The following is a 16,511-nucleotide window of genomic DNA, read 5'->3' as shown; positions in this document are numbered from 1 at the left end:
ATGAGTGTAGAAAAAGAAGTGATACTGGATTTTCTGGCGGCAGCAGAACGATTAAAAGGTACGGTAAAACGTACCCCTTTGGAATACAATGCAGGACTTTCTAAAACATACCAGGCAAATATTTACCTGAAAAGAGAAGATTTGCAATTGGTACGCTCTTATAAATTAAGGGGTGCTTACAACATGATCAGCACCCTTGAACCTGAGCAGGTAGCAAAGGGGGTAGTTTGCGCCAGTGCTGGAAATCATGCACAGGGTGTGGCACATTCCTGCAAAAAGCTGAACATCAAAGGGGTTATTTTTATGCCGGAAATTACCCCTAAACAAAAGGTTAAACAAACAGAAATGTTTGGTGGCGACCATATTCAGATTGTGCTGGTAGGTGATACGTTTGACGATTGTTTAAAAGAAGCCCTGGCTTATACTGCACAACACGGGATGACTTTCGTTCCTCCTTTTGACAATACAAAAGTGATCGAAGGTCAGGGTACGGTAGGTGTAGAGATTTTTGAAGACCTTCCGGAACTGGATATGGTGATCATGCCGATTGGTGGTGGTGGCCTCGCTTCGGGTGTTGGTAGCTATTTAAGAAACCTGAAACCTGCTATTGAACTGATTGGTGTGGAACCAGAAGGTGCGCCTTCTATGAAACATGCGTTGAATAGTGGTGCTCCTGTTTTATTAGGTGACATTGATCGCTTTGTAGATGGTGCCGCAGTGAAAAGAGTAGGTAACCTTACTTTTGCTTATTGCAATGAATTGTTAGATCAGATGTTATTGATTCCGGAAGGAAAAATCTGTACTACAATTGTGAAACTGTATAATGAAGATGCCATTGTGGTAGAACCTGCAGGCGCATTGGCAGTAGCTTCTTTAGAGCAGATCAAAGATCAGATCATCGGTAAAACGGTAGTTTGTATTGTCAGCGGTGGTAACAACGATATTGAAAGAATGCAGGAGATCAAAGAGAAGTCATTGCTTTTTGAAGGATTGAAACATTATTTCATTGTGCGTTTTCCACAACGTCCGGGAGCTTTAAAGTTGTTTGTGAACAATGTTTTAGGTCCACATGACGACATCACCAGGTTTGAGTTTATTAAAAAAACAAACCGTGAAAATGGTCCTGCCTTAGTTGGTATTGAACTGGCAGAGCCTACAGATTATGATGCTTTACTGCAAAGAATGAAAGAGTTTAAGTTTGAAATTATTGAACTGAACAACGATCAGACTTTGTTTGAGTATCTGGTATAAAAGCTTATTAATAGCCCCCTATAGATTTGGATAAAAGGCCGTATCACACTCCCGTGAACGGCCTTTTATGATAACCAGGATTTCTGTTTTGTTCCCGCTTAAGTTTTGTAATGTCTTTATTCTGATAAAATATATATAATTTTATATCAGCGATTAAGAGGACAGCGGGCTTATGGAAGATTTACCATTGATTGATCAGGATTTATTACTGGAACGTTTCCCTGGGAAGGGCGGCTGGACCTATGTCCGTTTTCCGGAAATAGTACCTGGTAAACATGATTATTTTGGCTGGCAAAAGGTGAAAGGATTCATCGACAGCTTTGAAATCAATAAAGCAACGCTGATGCCCATGAAAAAGGGCGTACTTTTTCTTCCGGTAAGGGCCGAAATCCGCAAGACGATTAAAAAACAGGAAGGAGAACGGGTTAGGGTGCGTTTATATCCGGATGGTGATCCAAAGGTCGAAATTGGAAATGAGGATTTTATTGACTGCTTAAAAGATGAACCTGCTGCCTGGGCTGCTTTCCAAAAACTATCTTCCAGTAAACAAGAAGAGTGTTTTACCTGGCTGCTAGACGCTGTGGTGATGCAAACCAGAATCCAGCGGATGGCAGATGCCGTCACCAACCTGGCCTCCGGACTTCCTTTTAATGCCACAAAACGATGATTATAATTCTCTAAATAACTGGATTTTAACTATATTACCATACAATATTTTGTATCACATTTTAATTACCGCATAAGTAAAAACAGAATTGTATTTTTATGGCAATAGATTTGCTATACGAACATCAAACACACAAATCACATGAGAAAAATATTACTATTATTACTTTGCACGGCCGCACTAGGTCTGTCTTCGTGCAAGAAGGAAGTGATCGTTGATCCGGGACTTCCAAATGAAACCATTGAAAAGATCATCAGACCAGCTGCCTGGATTCCTAATTCAAATAGAACGACTTTGACGGCCACCATCCCTTTTTCTGAACTGGATGAGGAGACGTTTTTAAATGACGGTTTAATTGTTTCGCTTTATACTGATAATGCAATTCCGGAATACAGTGCAATGCCATTTGTATTTGGTGGCGAAACTTATTCGTACACGGTAAAAAGAGGTTTTATTATCATTGACATCCAAACTACGGGAGACCCAAGCATACTACCCAACCCACCAATAAGAGACATGGGTTTAAGGGTAACTTTTGTGACTTCCACTTTAAGATAAGACCTTAGTAATTTTCAAAACAGATCAAAGTTGACCTGTTTTATAACGATAAGAAACGACCAATGTTCGCCTGAACGTGGTCGTTTTTTTTATGGACGCCTCTGTTCAATTGAATCGCTCTGATTTTCACCCCATTTCTTTCGAGTAACAGCTCTTCATAAAAACCTTTATAATACACATCTTTCACCTCAAAGCGTCTGCTGTTCCAGGAATTGTTCAGTTCTACCCACTCCGGATAAAATACCGCATGACCTTCCTTTACCTCTAAGCCCAGTTTATGTGCTTCTTCAGGGTTTAAGACCACTGCATTTCCGAGCATCCTGGCAGTATAAATATGCTTTGGTTGCTGATAAATATCGACTGGCTTACCGCGTTCTATCAAATGACCGTCTTTCATGATCAATAGCTCGTCGGCCAGGAACAATCCATCTGCGGGATCATGAGAAACCATGATGACCGTTACCCCGGTTTCCGCAGCGATTCTTTTAATGTCTGCGCGAAGCTGATTTTTAAGTAAAGCATCCACCTGACTAAAGGGTTCATCCAGCAATAAAACGGAAGTATCCGTTACCAAAGCTTTGGCAATTGCTACCCTTTGCTGCTCTCCCCCACTTAATTGTGTAATCTTTTTATCTTTCAGGTGATCAATATGCAAATGTGCCATCATTTCCATCGTTTTCTGATGTTTATGATGGACATCTGTATTCGCCATCATGGAAGCAATGTTATCATATACTTTCGCATAGATGTTTAGTGAAAAATCCTGGGTCACCATTTTCATCTGCTTATGTCCGGGGATCAGCAGTACATCCGGGCCCCATACCTTTTCATCCTGATAGAAAACGTCTCCTTCATCCACAGTCAATAAGCCGTAAATACATTTCAGCAAGGTCGACTTACCACTGCCGCTTTCACCGATAATGGCGAGAATATCCCCTTTATTGATGTCGAAGCTAATGTTACGAATCCCTGAAACCTGTTCCTGCTGATATTGCTTACTGATGTTTTTAACGCTGATGATTTTTTCTTTCACATGGTAAAGATAAAGTATTTCGCATTGCCACAAAAAAATCCCGCAACCTTAGCGGCTACAGGATCAGATATATTTGTGTGTGTGGATTAGTTCAATCCTAAGGTGACACCAAAAGACATATTTCTAAGTCCTTTTTGTGCGGTAGTGGTAAACATATCGTTAAAATAATACTTGGTAAAGACACCGAATCCACCATAGCCCAGGCGCAATGTACCTCCATAACGGAATGGCTCAAAATTATAGTCGTCTTTAAACTTCTCTTTTCCATTCTCTTTACTCACCTGTTTCACTTTTGCATTTAACAGGAAGGCCACTTCTGGTCCGAATACAAAGGTAAAGCGTTTACCATGGGCGTTTTCTTTGCTGCGCAATTCAAAGTTCAGAGGAATATGCACATAACTGTTGGACAACCTGTTTTTAGAGAATTGTATGGATTCTTCCGTATAAGACATGGTCGGGCTATTCTTTTCCAGGGTGATGTTCTGTTTCAGACGAATCATCGTCCAGTCGAAACCACCAGCCATATAGATTTTAAAATGGGAATTAAAGCGGTAGCCCAACTGTAAAACATCAAATGAGACCGTACTTGTTTTTCCACCGGTATAATCCAGGAACTCATTTTCTTTTGATAAAGAGAAGCTGCCATTGTCTACCAACCTGGAGAAACCAATATCCAGGCGTGTTAGCGTAATCCCCCCAGTAAAACGACCGTGAGATGATTTGGCTTTACTGGTACTGTCTTTCCCATTGATGCTGATAGAGATCAGCCCATTGTCAAGCCCGAATGTTGATTTCTTTTTAACGCTATCCTGCTGTGCAAATGCACCTTGTGCCATAACACCGGCAAGCCCGCTTACCAAAAGTGTTGTCCATACTAGTTTCTTCATATTGTTGGTTTGAGCTGTGTGTATTATTTGTTCCTTTTCGGATTAAACTTTAATATTCCAATGTTTAGCGCGATTAATGAAGAGTTGTCATCTTCATCCGTTTTAAACTGTATCAATTTCCTCTCTCTTTTATCCAGTTTATCTACCACAAAATTGATCACATCGCCTACATTTCTAATGCCTTTTCTTTCTTCTCTGCCTTCTGTTTCCATGATCTTCTGATCTCCGTTCTGAACATCAGGCAGGACTACACTGGCGATCACATTTTCCGTTGGCAGATCTGGTATTGCGCTTACTTCTTCTTTCAAAGCAGTACGAACTTCAACTGGTTTTAATTGATGACGTCTGATCCTTTCATTACGTTGCAAGGCCATCAAATTATTTTCCTGAACCAGGTTTCTCAGCTTTACTTTCGGAGCAAGTACCAAAGGAGTACCTTGTTCGGAAACCGGAACATCTGATCCGCTAAGCACATCGTCTGATGAACCTCTGGAAACTACTGATCCTGTAGCAGAAGCCGCATCAGCAGCCCTGGTTTCCAAAACTGTAGCGACCTCAGCACCTTGTAATTGCACCTTTTCCCTTTCCGGAACCAACAATCCTACGGAAACCGCAATCACAGCTACAGCTGCTGCTGCAGCCAGATAAACCGGGAAAACACGTTTTTTCTTTGGTGTCAGTTCCTTTTCAATATTGCTCCATAAATTTGTAGATGGCTGCATTTCTGCCCCTTCAAATTTATCTTTAAACAACTGATCAAAATCTTTATCCTGCATAGCTTGCATAATCTATACCCTCCATTTTTACAATCTCCTCTCTTAAGATCGCCCTTGCTCTCGACAATTGCGATTTACTTGCTCCCTCAGAAATCCCCAGTGTTGCGGCAATTTCTTTATGAGAATATCCTTCTATGATGTACATGTTAAATACCATTCTATAACCATCGGAAAGCTGCTGAATGAGTTTCAGTAAATCCTGCATACCCAATCTGCTAAAGTCGAATCCGCTACCTGGTTGCTCGTAAGCATCCTCAATCGGAACCACATTCAGGCTGCGTAAATTTTTTCTATAACTCTCAATTGCGGTGTTCACCATGACCCTTCTCATCCATCCTTCAAAAGACCCCTCTCCTCTATACTCCCCAATCTTTTGAAAAATTTTGATAAAACCCATTTGCAAAACATCTTCCGCTTCCATCCGGTCTTTCGCATAACGCATGCAAACGACCAGCATTTTGGATGCAGTTTGCTGATAAAGCGCTTCCTGCATCTTTCGATTGCCGGCTTTACAGCCTTCCATGAGTTCATTTATCGTATACTGCGTCAAAATCATCTGTTTGTTTGGTATATAGAAGATGAGCATCACAACCGAAAGGTTGCACACAGCAGGAAAAATAAAGAAAAATAATAGAATCGGGGGGATTAGCAGCCGTGCTTTTTACGGTAAGATTTGTACCATTTTACGGCCATCATGATGACACAGGAGAAAACGATCAGGCCTATCAGCCCATAAATCCAATTTACTGCACTTTTAAGCACTACAGTGAAAACAATAGCAACCAACAGGACTGTGGCCACTTCGTTCCATAAACGCAGCTTGAAGGAGCTGATTTTACATTTGCCCAGTTTCAGTTGATTCATGATCCGCTGACAAATGAAATGATAAATCAAAAGAAGGACTACAAAAGCAAGCTTCACATGGAACCAGCCTTGAGTCATCAGGTCTGGCCTCAGGAAAACCATCGTTACTCCTGCTGCTACGGTGAGTGCCATTGCGGGCGTAGTGATGATATGCCAAAGCTTCGCCTCCATGCGTTCATATTCCTTTTGAAGAATATTGCGTTCCAGCTCTGGTCTGGTTTCCGCTTCTACATGGTAGATAAACAAGCGAACACTATAAAACAACCCCGCCATCCAGCTAACCACAAAAATGATGTGCACAGAGAGTACGTAATAATAGTATTCCATTTTGTTTCTTTTTTGATCATTAAAAAGGCCATCTGAAAAGCAAGCTTTAGAGATGGCCTGAATTATATATTAGTATCTGAATTCTTTAACTACTTCGATTGCATATTTCACGTTATCGAATGGGATGTCTGGCATAATACCATGACCAAGGTTAAAGATAAACCCTTTTTCACCTCGCATACGTTCAAACAACTGAAGGATTGTTTTCTTAATTACCGGCTTATCTGCGTATAAGATAAACGGATCAAGGTTACCCTGAACCGCGATACCCGCAGGCAGGCTTTGTTTAATATTCAACAAATCTGCGTTCCAGTCTACCGAGATCACATCAGGTTTAGCCTGTGCCATGATCGGTGCAAATACAGAACTACCTTTACAGAAAGAGATCACAGGGATATCTTTTCTATTCAGGTTTGCAATGATTTCCTGGATATAACGGTGAGAAAATTCCTGATAATCGTTCCATGACAATGCCATAGCCCAGCTGTCAAAAATCTGAATCGCGTTTACACCGGCAGCAATCTGAAGATTCAGATAATCAGCCGTTACTTTAGCAATTTTAGCTAGTAAACGGTGTGCTACTTCAGGTTGATTGTGCATCAACATTTTGGTCAGCTTGAAATCTTTAGAAGAACCACCTTCAACCAGGTAGCTCATCACTGTAAATGGTGCACCAGCAAAACCGATCAATGGAATACTACCATTTAAACGTTGCTGAATCACTTTAATGGCATCCGCTACATATTGTAACTTATCCAGACAATCTACATTTAAGTTGTCTACATCTTTCGCATTACGTACAGGATTGGCAAATTTAGGACCTACACCCTGCGTAAAGCTCAGGTCACCGCCCATTGCTTCTCCGGTTACTAAAATGTCAGAGAAAAGGATGGCAGCATCGATACCCAGTAAATCAACAGGTAACATCGTTACATCCGCTGCAAGTTCTGGCGTTTTGCACATCTCCAGGAAAGAGTATTTGTTTTTGATTTCCCAGTACTCAGGCATAAAACGGCCAGCCTGGCGCATCATCCATACCGGTGGACGTTCTGTTTGCTTCGAAAATGCGGCATCTAAAAATAACGTGTTCATCTATATTGTGTTTGTTTATAATCGATTTGCTTCTTGCTCAATTTTACTAATGATCTCTTGCGCTCTTGGGGTTGTAGCCAGCTCTTTAGCCCGCTCAATGTATGCCCTTGTACGCTCCAGATCTTTTTTCCGCAGGGCGAGATTGGCCAGGTGGATCATGACAAAAGCCTTGTCGTTCTTCCCACCAAGTGGAAAGCGACTGGCGATTTGAAAATGACGCTCGGCGGCTTCATAGTCTTCTCTTTTAAGCGCAATATTGGCGCGCATAAATTCGTAGTATCCTCTTCTGTTTCGGGCTAACCGATCCGGATTGGGCACCTCTGCAAGTATCTTTTCTGTCCTTTCGTAATCTCCGTTCTTAAAATACTTAGAAGCCAGTAATATCGAACTGTGTTTGAAATGGCTCCAAATCACAAAGGCAAAGAAAAAACCGGCCAATACAGCCAGTTGAATTTGATCGTAAAAAAGGCACACTCCCGCGGCAATCACAAAGAGTGCCATGAGGGCATACCTGCCTTTATTATTATACATTAATGGATATCTGTGAATTTATAACCTACACCTCTGATCGAATGGAAATAAACCGGATTCTTCTGATCTGGCTCGAAATACTTACGGAAAGTAAGGATAAAGTTATCAATCGTACGTGTAGAGGGATAAACATCATAGTTCCATACCGTTTCCAGAATCTGCTCACGGGATACTGCTTCGTTTTTACGTTCGATCAGTAATTTCAGCAACATCGTTTCTTTCTTCGTTAAAGGAACAATAACACCATCATCCTGTTTCAATTCGAAAGAGTTGAAGTAGATGGTTTTATCACCGATTTTATAAGAATTGATTTCTTTCAGGTCATCAGCTTTCATGCTGCGTTTCACTAAAATACCAACTCTAAGAATCAGTTCTTCTAAGTTGAAAGGTTTAACCAGATAGTCATCAGCGCCTTTTTTCAATCCCATTACGCGGTCTTCACTCGTGTTTTTGGCCGTTAGGAAAAGGATAGGTACTTCTGTATTTTCTAATCTGATGGTTTCACAAACCTGGAATCCGTCCATTTCAGGAAGCATTACATCCAGAATAATCAGGTTAAAACGTTCTTCTTTAAAAACTTTTAAAGCCGTCTTACCATCTTTTACTGCATGAACTTTATAGCCTTCCAGTTCAAGGTTTAATTTTATAGCATCTAACAAGTGGTCTTCATCTTCGACCAGTAATATTCTTAGTTTCTGTTGCATAATGATCAACTAAATGTAATTTCAAAAATAGCACCCTGCGGTACGTTATCTCTAACGCTAATATCAGCGTCGTGCATTTGTAATACTTCCTTAACAATAAACAGGCCTAATCCTGTTCCTTTTGATTTTCTTACATTCTCATTACCGACGCGATAAAATTTGTCAAAAATCAACATTTTTTCCTGATCTGGAATACCAGGCCCCTTATCAGAGACCTTTAAAAACGGGTGACCGTCCTTTACTGTCAATTCGACATCTATTTCCGCACATGGACCTGAATATTTGACAGCATTTTCAATCAGGTTCGTTACCACAGAGGATAAAGAAAACTGATCTCCAACTACCTTAATACCAGGTGTTATCGCTACAGAAATCACCTGCTCGCAACCACAGGAGTGGATTTGCAGACGATCCGTTACCTTGCTGACCAGCTCTGAAAAATCAAACTCTTCTTTCGGGAAAGATAAAGAGCCATTTTCAATTTTCGTAGCCAATAACATATTTTCTACCAGGTCGTCCAGACGCTCAATATCCTTTAGGGAATTGTTCAGTAAGGAAGTTTGTCTGGCTTTATCAAGGTCGCGCTTAATGATCGTTTGAACAGACAATTTAATGGCCGCCAAAGGCGATTTTAGTTCATGCGTTACAGAAAGTAAAAAATTCTGCTGCTGTTCTCTTAACCGGTCTTCTTTTTTGATCGACTGGTGTAAAAAATAGGCACCTACACACAGTAGAAAAAGGAATACAGATCCCTCCCCCATCACCATGGCCATTCTGGCAGGCTCCAATCTTACTACCAATGCTCCCCAGGAGATCAACTGTACTAAAGAGTACAGTAACATAAAATAAAAGATGACGATTGATTTCTTCAAAACAGCAGTTTTTATACTATCTAAATATATTTATTTATTTCTGAAAACCACATCAAGACTGTCGAAGATCGCTCTTTTAGCTTTCTCCAGCTCGATTTTAGTATGTGCTGCAGAAACGAAACCTACTTCATATCCGGAAGGACCTAAGTAAATGCCTCTGTTCAGCAATTCTCTGTGCATCAGTTTAAATTTCTCCATGCTTGCCGGATCAATATCTTCGGCCGACTGGATTTTATCTTTATCTGTAAAGGCCATCCAGAAGATAGAACCTACGTGGAATACTTTCAACTTGTAGTTTCTGGCTGTTGCAAAGCGTTGGATGCTCTCTGCAAATTCTGTCGCCTTATTGTTTAATTCTTTGTAGAAACCTGAACGTACTAATTCGGTTAACTGTGCGATACCAGCGGCCATGGCTACCGGATTTCCCGATAAAGTACCTGCCTGATAAACGCCACCATCCGGAGAAATATGTCCCATGATCTCAGCAGAAGCACCGTACATGCCTACAGGTAATCCACCACCGATAATCTTACCATAAGTAACGATATCAGGTTTCACCCCATAATAAGCAGCAGCACCTTCAAAACCGATTCTGAATCCGGTGATCACCTCATCAAAAATTAACAGGGCATTGTTTTCTTTACAGATCTGCTCCAGGAATTTGATGTATTCAGGATCCTGCATTAACAAACCGTTATTTGCTGGAATACCTTCAATAATTACCGCAGCTACTTCCCCTTTAAACTGCTCGAAAGCCGCTTTAATCGCTTCAGTATCATTCAAAGGAATCACAATCGTTTCCTGAGCGAATGATTTAGGTACACCTGCAGAAGAAGTTTCACCGAAAGTAACCAGGCCTGAACCTGCTTTTACCAATAGTGAATCGGTATGACCGTGGTAGCAACCTTCAAATTTGATGATTTTATCTTTTCCGGTATAACCGCGCGCCAGTCTGATTGCAGACATTACTGCCTCAGTTCCTGAGCTGGTGAAACGGATTTTCTCTACGAATCTGTTGTTTTTAATGATCAGTTCTGCAAGCTCGTTTTCCAATGCTGTTGGTGCGCCGAAGCTCATTCCACTCTGCATGACTTCCGTTACTTTTTCCCTAACCTTAGCGTTGTTATGACCCAAAATTAATGGACCCCAGCTTCCGCAAAAATCTATAAATTGATTACCATCGGCATCCCATACGAAACAGCCATCTCCTTTTTGAATAAACAAAGGAGTGCCATATACTGATTTAAAAGCTCTCACCGGAGAATTTACCCCTCCAGGGAAATAATTCTTTGCTTTTTCATACAGTTCTGCCGACTTTTCTCTCGAAATATCAGGTTTACTACCAGTATTCACCGGCACTTCGCCTTCATTTCCTGAAAACATTTTTTTTAAAGATTCTAACATATTTTTTTTACTTACAACCAATTCTTTTCAACCATATCCCTGATGTGATAGGTAGTAATGATACTTGCACCGGCACGCGCAAAGGCATGCATGGTTTCCATCACTACTTTCTGCTCATCAATCCATCCTTTTTCCGCCGCAGCCTTCACCATCGAATATTCTCCCGACACGTTATAACAAGCGATCGGCAAATCTGTATGTTGTTTCAGGTTATGCATCACATCCAGGTAAGCCAAAGCTGGCTTCACCATCAGTACATCTGCGCCCTCACTCTCATCCAGCAGCGCCTCTCTTAGCGCTTCGTTACCGTTTCTAAAGTCCATTTGATAAGCTTTTCTGTCGCCCTTGCTCGGCGCACAGTCTGCCGCTTCACGGAAAGGACCGTAATAAGCAGAAGCAAATTTTGTAGCGTGCGACATGATCGCCGTGTTTACAAAACCTTGTCCATCCAATAAATGTCTCATTGCGGAAATCCTGCCATCCATCATATCTGATGGCGCCAGCATATCTGCACCTGCTTCCGCATGTGCCAGTCCCATTTTAGCAATTACCTCCACTGTAGGGTCGTTCTGAACGTAATCGTCCTTCATAATCCCACAATGTCCATGAGTGGTATAAGAACAAACGCAAACATCAGTAACTACGTACAAATCTTCTCCAAAGTTTTTCTTTAACAGGCGAACTGCCGAAGGAACCAGGGAATGATCATGATAAGCTGATGCTGCATCGTCTGATTTCTCATCACCAACACCAAACAGCATGATTTTGTTCACACCAAGTTTCAATCCTTTCTCCACATCCTTCAATAAAGTATCTTCAGAAAAATGGCTGATGCCCGGCATTGCTTCTAAAGGATGAATTACATTTTTCCCCGGTACAATGAAGTACGGATAAATGAACATGTCTTTAGATAACCTTGTTTCAGCTACCATTTCCCTCACTAAAGGATTCTTTCTCAATCTACGCGGACGGTGCACCATATTAAATTTACTTTTATTATTTTATATCTATTCCGAATACTGCTTCCGCCAATCCGATCTCATCAGGAGAATAAGGCTGAGTATAGGTTACACCCATCTCATCAAATTTCTTTCCCGTAGAGTTTCCGATGGCAATTACGCGCTGTCCCGGTTCTAATAAGTTTTCTACAAAGTAAGCATCAACATTAGAAGGGCTGGTAAAAATCAGCACTTCCGCATAAGTCTGGTCTACATCTTCTTCAATTACAGTCTCATAAATTGGCAGATCCACCACTTTCGTATCCGGTGTTAACGCTTTTTGTATGGTCTGCAATGAATCCTGTGCTCTTGGGAACAATACAGTTTGTCCTGCTACCAATTTGGCGAAATCTTCAGCTACTTCTTCAATATCACCACCTTCACCAACAAAGTCTGCCAAATGACCGGCTTTTCTCAATGAATCTTCAGAACCCCTACCTGCTACTGCGAACTTCGCATGTTTAGATAAGAATGGTTTCAATGCGAAGAAATACTCCACGCTATTGCGACTGGTAAAGAAAATCCAGTTGATGTGTTTCAGGTAAAATGGATCCAATACTGTTACAATAGGGAACGTACGGATCAATGATCTGCCTTCAATATCTATCTTATGCTTTTCTAATGCTTTTCTAAAATAACTATGCTCGCCGATTTCTCTGGAGATAAACACCTTTGAAGGTAATTTTCTATCCGGACTAAATTTAGCGACAATCTGTTCAGCTACACCTTCCAGGCTATCTACACGACAAAAGAAACGGTCAGGGAAATGCTCATCAGTCTCCGCTTTGGAAGTCCAGATTTCATACTGATCATTTTCTTTTTTACAGTAACATCCTAAAGGCATGTGGCAACCACCTTCAAAAAGGTTTAACACCTTACGTTCCACACCGATGGCGTCTATCGTTTCCTGATGATTTAATTGTTTCAGCAACTCAGCCAGTTCCGTATCATTTTCTCTGATCTGGATGGCTAAAGCACCTTGTGCAGGCGCCGGAACTAATTCCGTTGTATCTACTACTTCCACATGAAATTCTGAAAGGTCTATGTTTAAACGGTTCACACCAGCTTTAGCCAGCAAAATCGCATCATAATCCTCATCCCTCAACTTTTGAATTCTCGTAGGCACATTACCTCTTAAATCTTCAATGTTCAGGTCAGAACGCAGGGAAAGCATTTGTGCCTTACGTCTGTTGGAAGAAGTACCCACCATAGCTCCCTTTTTCAGGGAAAGCTTTTGTTTGATGTCTACACAATCTTTCAGGATCAATAACAGCTCTGAGGGATCCTCACGCTCTGTTACCGCCGCAATGGTTAAACCAGCAGGATGTGTAGTTGGCAAATCTTTATGGGAGTGTACGGCTATATCAATGGTACCACCTAAAAGTTCTTCTTCCAGCTCTTTGGTGAAAAAACCTTTACCCTCCAGCTTATCCAGCCTAAGGTTTAGAATTTTGTCTCCTTGAGTTTTGATGATCTTTAGTTCGGCCTCGGCCCCAATTTCTGCAAGTCTGTCTTTAATAAAATTGGCTTGCCATAAAGCCAGGTCGCTACCTCGCGTACCAATAATAAGTCTTTTCACGTTAATGATAATTTTTGGGCAAATCTAGCTATTCTTTACCAATATCTCCTTTGCCATAACCATTGGAATGCTGATACACTTTTTTTCCATGTAATTCATCACTTTTTCCAATACCAGTCTTGAGTTTTCATCAAGACTGCTGATCTCCTCGGCAAAGACACCATTGATAGCAGTATGCTTAATTTCCTTGATTTTCTGAGGAACACTACTCATTGCAATCTCTATCTTGCGTTGACGTAATACCAATTCAAAGTCTTTGATATTTTCTTCTATGATGTGCTCGGCATTCACCAGCTCATCATAACGTTCCTGAATATTTTTGCGTGCAATCTCTTTAAGAGATTCGACTTCTATAAAATGGATAGGGAACTCTGCTACCACTTCCGGAGCGGTATCATTAGGAACTGCTAAATCGACAATTACCTTTTTGCCAGTTTCCCCATTTAGAAGTTTTGTATAGATTTCTTTGGTAATGATGGGCTCAGTTGCACCTGTACAGGTGATGATGGCATCAAATCCCTGGTTGAAGTTTTCCAGTTCGGACAGCGGATACGCTGTACCATTTAATTCTTTAGCCAATACCTCAGCATTTGCTAACGTTCTGTTGAAAACCGAGAAATTGGAGTACTTATGTTTTTTAAGATACTGTGCAATATTTTTGTTGGTCTCACCGGCACCGATAATCAGGAGCCTTGAATTGGCGCACATCTTAAGATCGCGCAATTTGCGGTAAGCCAGAGATACGATAGAAACCGGGTTTTTCGAAATATTGGTGTGTGTGTACACCTCTTTCGCTGTCTTCACTACCCTGTTCATAATCATGCGCATATAATCCGCAGTAAATCCTGCTACACGGCAAGCTTCATAAGCTTTTCGTACCTGAGCAAGAATTTCTTTCTCCCCTACTACCAAACTCTCTAAAGAGCAGGAAGTACGCAATAAATGATTAAAAGCTGCCCCTTGTTCATACACAACAACGTTTTCTACAAACTTGTCCATGTACTCTTCAGGCAACCCCATATTCAATACCGTAAGGAAACGTGTAATATAGGCTTTGTCCAGATGATGGGCAGAAGTAAACACAAATTCCACCCTGTTGCAGGTTCCGATGTAGAATATTTCTTTAACATCTAACTCCGATTGAATGTTCCTCAATCTGTCGTCTAATGTCTGCTCACATATCACCAATTTACCCAATGCTTTCAGGTCAATATGTTTATGCGTAAAAGCAATGATTTTTAAATATTCCAAAATGTCGTATTCTGTTTTTTTTTAGTGTAACAAAAGTAACAACCGAAGCTTATTTCACTGTCATTATGGAGTAATTAAGAGCTATTTAAAACGATTCCAAATAGAGCAGGAAGGTAGAAACATCTTTTCCTTAAATTTGTTATAGAGGTTATACACAAAGAAAACACAGCTACATGATTAAAAACGAGCAATTTACCATAACAGGGTCCTTAGGAAAGCCTATAATTGGAGATTACACAATTGATGATAAGCAGTCAAAATCAGCCATTATAATTTTTGTTCACGGCTTTAAAGGGTTTAAAGATTGGGGTGCACATCAGTTGGTTGCACGATATTTCGCCCAAAACGGGTATCCTTATCTCAAATTTAACCTGTCGCACAGCGGAGTTAGTCCGGAAAACCCAAAAGATGTGACAGATATGGAAGCTTTTGCGGCCAATACAATCAGCATGGAACTGGCGGATTTAAACTCCGTTATCAATTTTGCGGAGCAGAGTTATCATCCGGAAAAGATCTACCTGATTGGCCATAGCAGAGGTGGTGGATTAGTCGTGATACAGGCTGCACAGGATCCCAGGATTACTAAGCTCATCACCTGGGCTGCCGTTTCAGATTTCTCCAGCTTATGGAAAGCGGAGCAGGAAGAGGACTGGATGAAGACAGGGAAGATTTATGTGGAAAATGCCCGGACAAAAGAAAAAATGCCGTTGAATAGTACTTTATTAACGGATTTTAAGGAAAATAAGGAAGCATTTGACATTATTCATGCCGCAGGGCGGGTTACTATCCCATGGTTGATCTTACATGGTGATGAAGACATTAATGTCAAATTCAGCGTGGCACAGGAGTTGGCACAAAAGCAGTTAAAAGCGGAGATTCATAAAATTGAAGGGGCAAATCATGTTTTTGGCGCCAGTCACCCGTATCAGGAAACACAACTGCCAAAACATTTAAAGGAAGTGTGTGATAAGAGCCTGGAGTTTTTGAAGCAGGATGAATAGCATTGAGGCTAAAAAAGGGACAGAAACAAAAAAAGAGATAGATGACTCAAAGGCTGGAACCTTTGCCCTGAAGGGGGCAAAATTCCAAGGCCTTTTCCTTCACCTGTCTCTTTTTTTTTCTTAACAACAGTCCGATTATACTGAACCTTGTTTTGACTAACTAGTATCTATTTTGGTGTATTCTTTTTTATTTTACACGGAAGGAAACTGATTTATCTCCCCATAGCAAGGTTACTTTACCAGATTTTTCGATTTTGAAAGTCATCTGTTCTGTTAATACCGGAGATTTTTCAGGTTTTACAGTCACACGTAAAGCATCATCTGCTTCGGCGTATTTTGTTCCCCATTGTTTCCATGTTTTATTGAAGATAATGGTCCATTCTTTTTCTCCGGGGATGGTGTACACACTGTATTTTCCTGCAGGAAGTGCTTTACCTTCTACTTTTACGTCTTTGCTGACTTCAAAAGTAGTGGCATCATTGGCTCCGGTGCGCCATACTTTACCATAAGGGGCAATTTCTTCACCGATTTTCCTGCCTTTTACTGAAGGCTGACTATAATCAATGGTAATCGTTGCACCAGAGTTAATGGTTTCTTTAACGTTTGCCGGTGGACTCGCTTTCTTCTTCTCCTGAGCAGTTGCTGTCAGGGTAAAGAACCCCATAAACAGGGTTAATGCTAATAATGTATTTCTTTTCATCATCTTTTGGGTTTTG

General features: G+C 40.9%; 18 protein-coding genes. 4 read left to right on the top strand and 14 right to left on the bottom strand.

Annotated elements, in window-relative coordinates; all coding sequences use genetic code 11:
• From ilvA to OQX61_RS07860, 3 genes are all read left to right on the top strand, one after another.
• The gene (ilvA, locus tag OQX61_RS07870; protein WP_265841104.1) at window positions 1-1,251 is read left to right on the top strand and encodes a threonine ammonia-lyase IlvA; all 1,251 of its coding nucleotides are present in this window, start codon (window positions 1-3) and stop codon (window positions 1,249-1,251) included.
• 172 nt (window positions 1,252-1,423) lie between these two features.
• Window positions 1,424-1,918: a YdeI/OmpD-associated family protein gene (locus OQX61_RS07865; protein ID WP_265841103.1), complete on the top strand. Its 495-nt coding sequence runs from the start codon at window positions 1,424-1,426 to the stop codon at window positions 1,916-1,918.
• 141 nt (window positions 1,919-2,059) lie between these two features.
• A complete protein-coding gene (locus tag OQX61_RS07860) occupies window positions 2,060-2,476 on the top strand; it encodes a hypothetical protein (RefSeq protein ID WP_265841102.1) in 417 nt (138 codons plus the stop codon).
• A 40-nt stretch (window positions 2,477-2,516) separates the two neighbouring features.
• Here OQX61_RS07860 and OQX61_RS07855 read toward each other — a convergent pair whose 3' ends face one another.
• From OQX61_RS07855 to hemA, 13 genes are all read right to left on the bottom strand, one after another.
• Window positions 2,517-3,509 (bottom strand): ABC transporter ATP-binding protein, encoded by a 993-nt coding sequence (locus OQX61_RS07855; protein ID WP_265841101.1) that lies wholly within the window; start codon window positions 3,507-3,509, stop codon window positions 2,517-2,519.
• An 86-nt stretch (window positions 3,510-3,595) separates the two neighbouring features.
• Entirely contained in the window at window positions 3,596-4,396 is an 801-nt protein-coding gene (locus tag OQX61_RS07850; protein WP_265841100.1) for a PorT family protein, read from the bottom strand.
• A 23-nt stretch (window positions 4,397-4,419) separates the two neighbouring features.
• A complete protein-coding gene (locus OQX61_RS07845) occupies window positions 4,420-5,181 on the bottom strand; it encodes a hypothetical protein (RefSeq protein WP_265841099.1) in 762 nt (253 codons plus the stop codon).
• Window positions 5,162-5,728 carry an RNA polymerase sigma factor gene (locus tag OQX61_RS07840; RefSeq protein ID WP_265841098.1) on the bottom strand — a complete coding sequence of 189 codons (567 nt, stop codon included), beginning with the start codon at window positions 5,726-5,728 and terminating at the stop codon, window positions 5,162-5,164. Before OQX61_RS07840 ends, OQX61_RS07845 begins: the two co-directional genes overlap by 20 nt.
• 89 nt (window positions 5,729-5,817) lie before the next feature.
• Window positions 5,818-6,363, bottom strand: coding sequence for a protoporphyrinogen oxidase HemJ (gene hemJ, locus OQX61_RS07835; protein ID WP_265841097.1), 546 nt, complete (start codon window positions 6,361-6,363; stop codon window positions 5,818-5,820).
• A 69-nt stretch (window positions 6,364-6,432) separates the two neighbouring features.
• Window positions 6,433-7,455, bottom strand: a complete 1,023-nt coding sequence (gene hemE, locus OQX61_RS07830; protein ID WP_265841096.1) for a uroporphyrinogen decarboxylase — start codon at window positions 7,453-7,455, stop codon at window positions 6,433-6,435.
• Between the two features lie 15 nt (window positions 7,456-7,470).
• Window positions 7,471-7,986, bottom strand: a complete 516-nt coding sequence (locus tag OQX61_RS07825; protein WP_265841095.1) for a hypothetical protein — start codon at window positions 7,984-7,986, stop codon at window positions 7,471-7,473.
• Entirely contained in the window at window positions 7,986-8,690 is a 705-nt protein-coding gene (locus OQX61_RS07820) for a response regulator transcription factor (RefSeq protein ID WP_015809248.1), read from the bottom strand. The genes OQX61_RS07825 and OQX61_RS07820 overlap by 1 nt, the downstream gene beginning before the upstream one ends.
• Before the next feature lie 5 nt (window positions 8,691-8,695).
• Window positions 8,696-9,562, bottom strand: coding sequence for a HAMP domain-containing sensor histidine kinase (locus OQX61_RS07815; RefSeq protein WP_265841094.1), 867 nt, complete (start codon window positions 9,560-9,562; stop codon window positions 8,696-8,698).
• 30 nt (window positions 9,563-9,592) lie between these two features.
• Window positions 9,593-10,966, bottom strand: a complete 1,374-nt coding sequence (hemL, locus tag OQX61_RS07810) for a glutamate-1-semialdehyde 2,1-aminomutase (protein WP_265841093.1) — start codon at window positions 10,964-10,966, stop codon at window positions 9,593-9,595.
• An 11-nt stretch (window positions 10,967-10,977) separates the two neighbouring features.
• Entirely contained in the window at window positions 10,978-11,946 is a 969-nt protein-coding gene (gene hemB / locus OQX61_RS07805) for a porphobilinogen synthase (RefSeq protein WP_265841092.1), read from the bottom strand.
• A gap of 16 nt (window positions 11,947-11,962) precedes the next feature.
• The gene (hemC, locus tag OQX61_RS07800; protein ID WP_265841091.1) at window positions 11,963-13,543 is read right to left on the bottom strand and encodes a hydroxymethylbilane synthase; all 1,581 of its coding nucleotides are present in this window, start codon (window positions 13,541-13,543) and stop codon (window positions 11,963-11,965) included.
• Between the two features lie 24 nt (window positions 13,544-13,567).
• On the bottom strand, window positions 13,568-14,794 hold the full coding sequence (hemA, locus tag OQX61_RS07795) for a glutamyl-tRNA reductase (protein ID WP_265841090.1): 1,227 nt from the start codon (window positions 14,792-14,794) through the stop codon (window positions 13,568-13,570).
• Between the two features lie 173 nt (window positions 14,795-14,967).
• Here hemA and OQX61_RS07790 point away from each other — a divergent pair, with 173 nt between their 5' ends.
• Complete coding sequence (locus OQX61_RS07790; RefSeq protein ID WP_265841089.1) at window positions 14,968-15,795, top strand: alpha/beta fold hydrolase; 828 nt, start codon at window positions 14,968-14,970, stop codon at window positions 15,793-15,795.
• Between the two features lie 187 nt (window positions 15,796-15,982).
• Here OQX61_RS07790 and OQX61_RS07785 read toward each other — a convergent pair whose 3' ends face one another.
• A complete protein-coding gene (locus OQX61_RS07785) occupies window positions 15,983-16,498 on the bottom strand; it encodes a DUF2911 domain-containing protein (protein WP_322973551.1) in 516 nt (171 codons plus the stop codon).
• Window positions 16,499-16,511: the final 13 nt, after the last annotated feature.

Origin of the sequence: Pedobacter sp. PLR (genome assembly GCF_026239675.1) — a bacterium.
Taxonomy (GTDB): domain Bacteria; phylum Bacteroidota; class Bacteroidia; order Sphingobacteriales; family Sphingobacteriaceae; genus Pedobacter.
This window is presented reverse-complemented; position numbering and strand designations above follow the sequence as displayed.

Coding starts and splice junctions, on each gene's coding strand:
- ilvA (WP_265841104.1), top strand. CDS start 1: ATGAGTGTAGAAAAAGAAGTGATACTGGATTTTCTGGCGGCAGCAGAA.
- OQX61_RS07865 (WP_265841103.1), top strand. CDS start 1,424: ATGGAAGATTTACCATTGATTGATCAGGATTTATTACTGGAACGTTTC.
- OQX61_RS07860 (WP_265841102.1), top strand. CDS start 2,060: ATGAGAAAAATATTACTATTATTACTTTGCACGGCCGCACTAGGTCTG.
- OQX61_RS07850 (WP_265841100.1), bottom strand. CDS start 4,396: ATGAAGAAACTAGTATGGACAACACTTTTGGTAAGCGGGCTTGCCGGT.
- OQX61_RS07845 (WP_265841099.1), bottom strand. CDS start 5,181: ATGCAAGCTATGCAGGATAAAGATTTTGATCAGTTGTTTAAAGATAAA.
- OQX61_RS07840 (WP_265841098.1), bottom strand. CDS start 5,728: ATGATTTTGACGCAGTATACGATAAATGAACTCATGGAAGGCTGTAAA.
- hemJ (WP_265841097.1), bottom strand. CDS start 6,363: ATGGAATACTATTATTACGTACTCTCTGTGCACATCATTTTTGTGGTT.
- hemE (WP_265841096.1), bottom strand. CDS start 7,455: ATGAACACGTTATTTTTAGATGCCGCATTTTCGAAGCAAACAGAACGT.
- OQX61_RS07825 (WP_265841095.1), bottom strand. CDS start 7,986: ATGTATAATAATAAAGGCAGGTATGCCCTCATGGCACTCTTTGTGATT.
- OQX61_RS07820 (WP_015809248.1), bottom strand. CDS start 8,690: ATGCAACAGAAACTAAGAATATTACTGGTCGAAGATGAAGACCACTTG.
- hemL (WP_265841093.1), bottom strand. CDS start 10,966: ATGTTAGAATCTTTAAAAAAAATGTTTTCAGGAAATGAAGGCGAAGTG.
- hemB (WP_265841092.1), bottom strand. CDS start 11,946: ATGGTGCACCGTCCGCGTAGATTGAGAAAGAATCCTTTAGTGAGGGAA.
- OQX61_RS07790 (WP_265841089.1), top strand. CDS start 14,968: ATGATTAAAAACGAGCAATTTACCATAACAGGGTCCTTAGGAAAGCCT.
- OQX61_RS07785 (WP_322973551.1), bottom strand. CDS start 16,498: ATGATGAAAAGAAATACATTATTAGCATTAACCCTGTTTATGGGGTTC.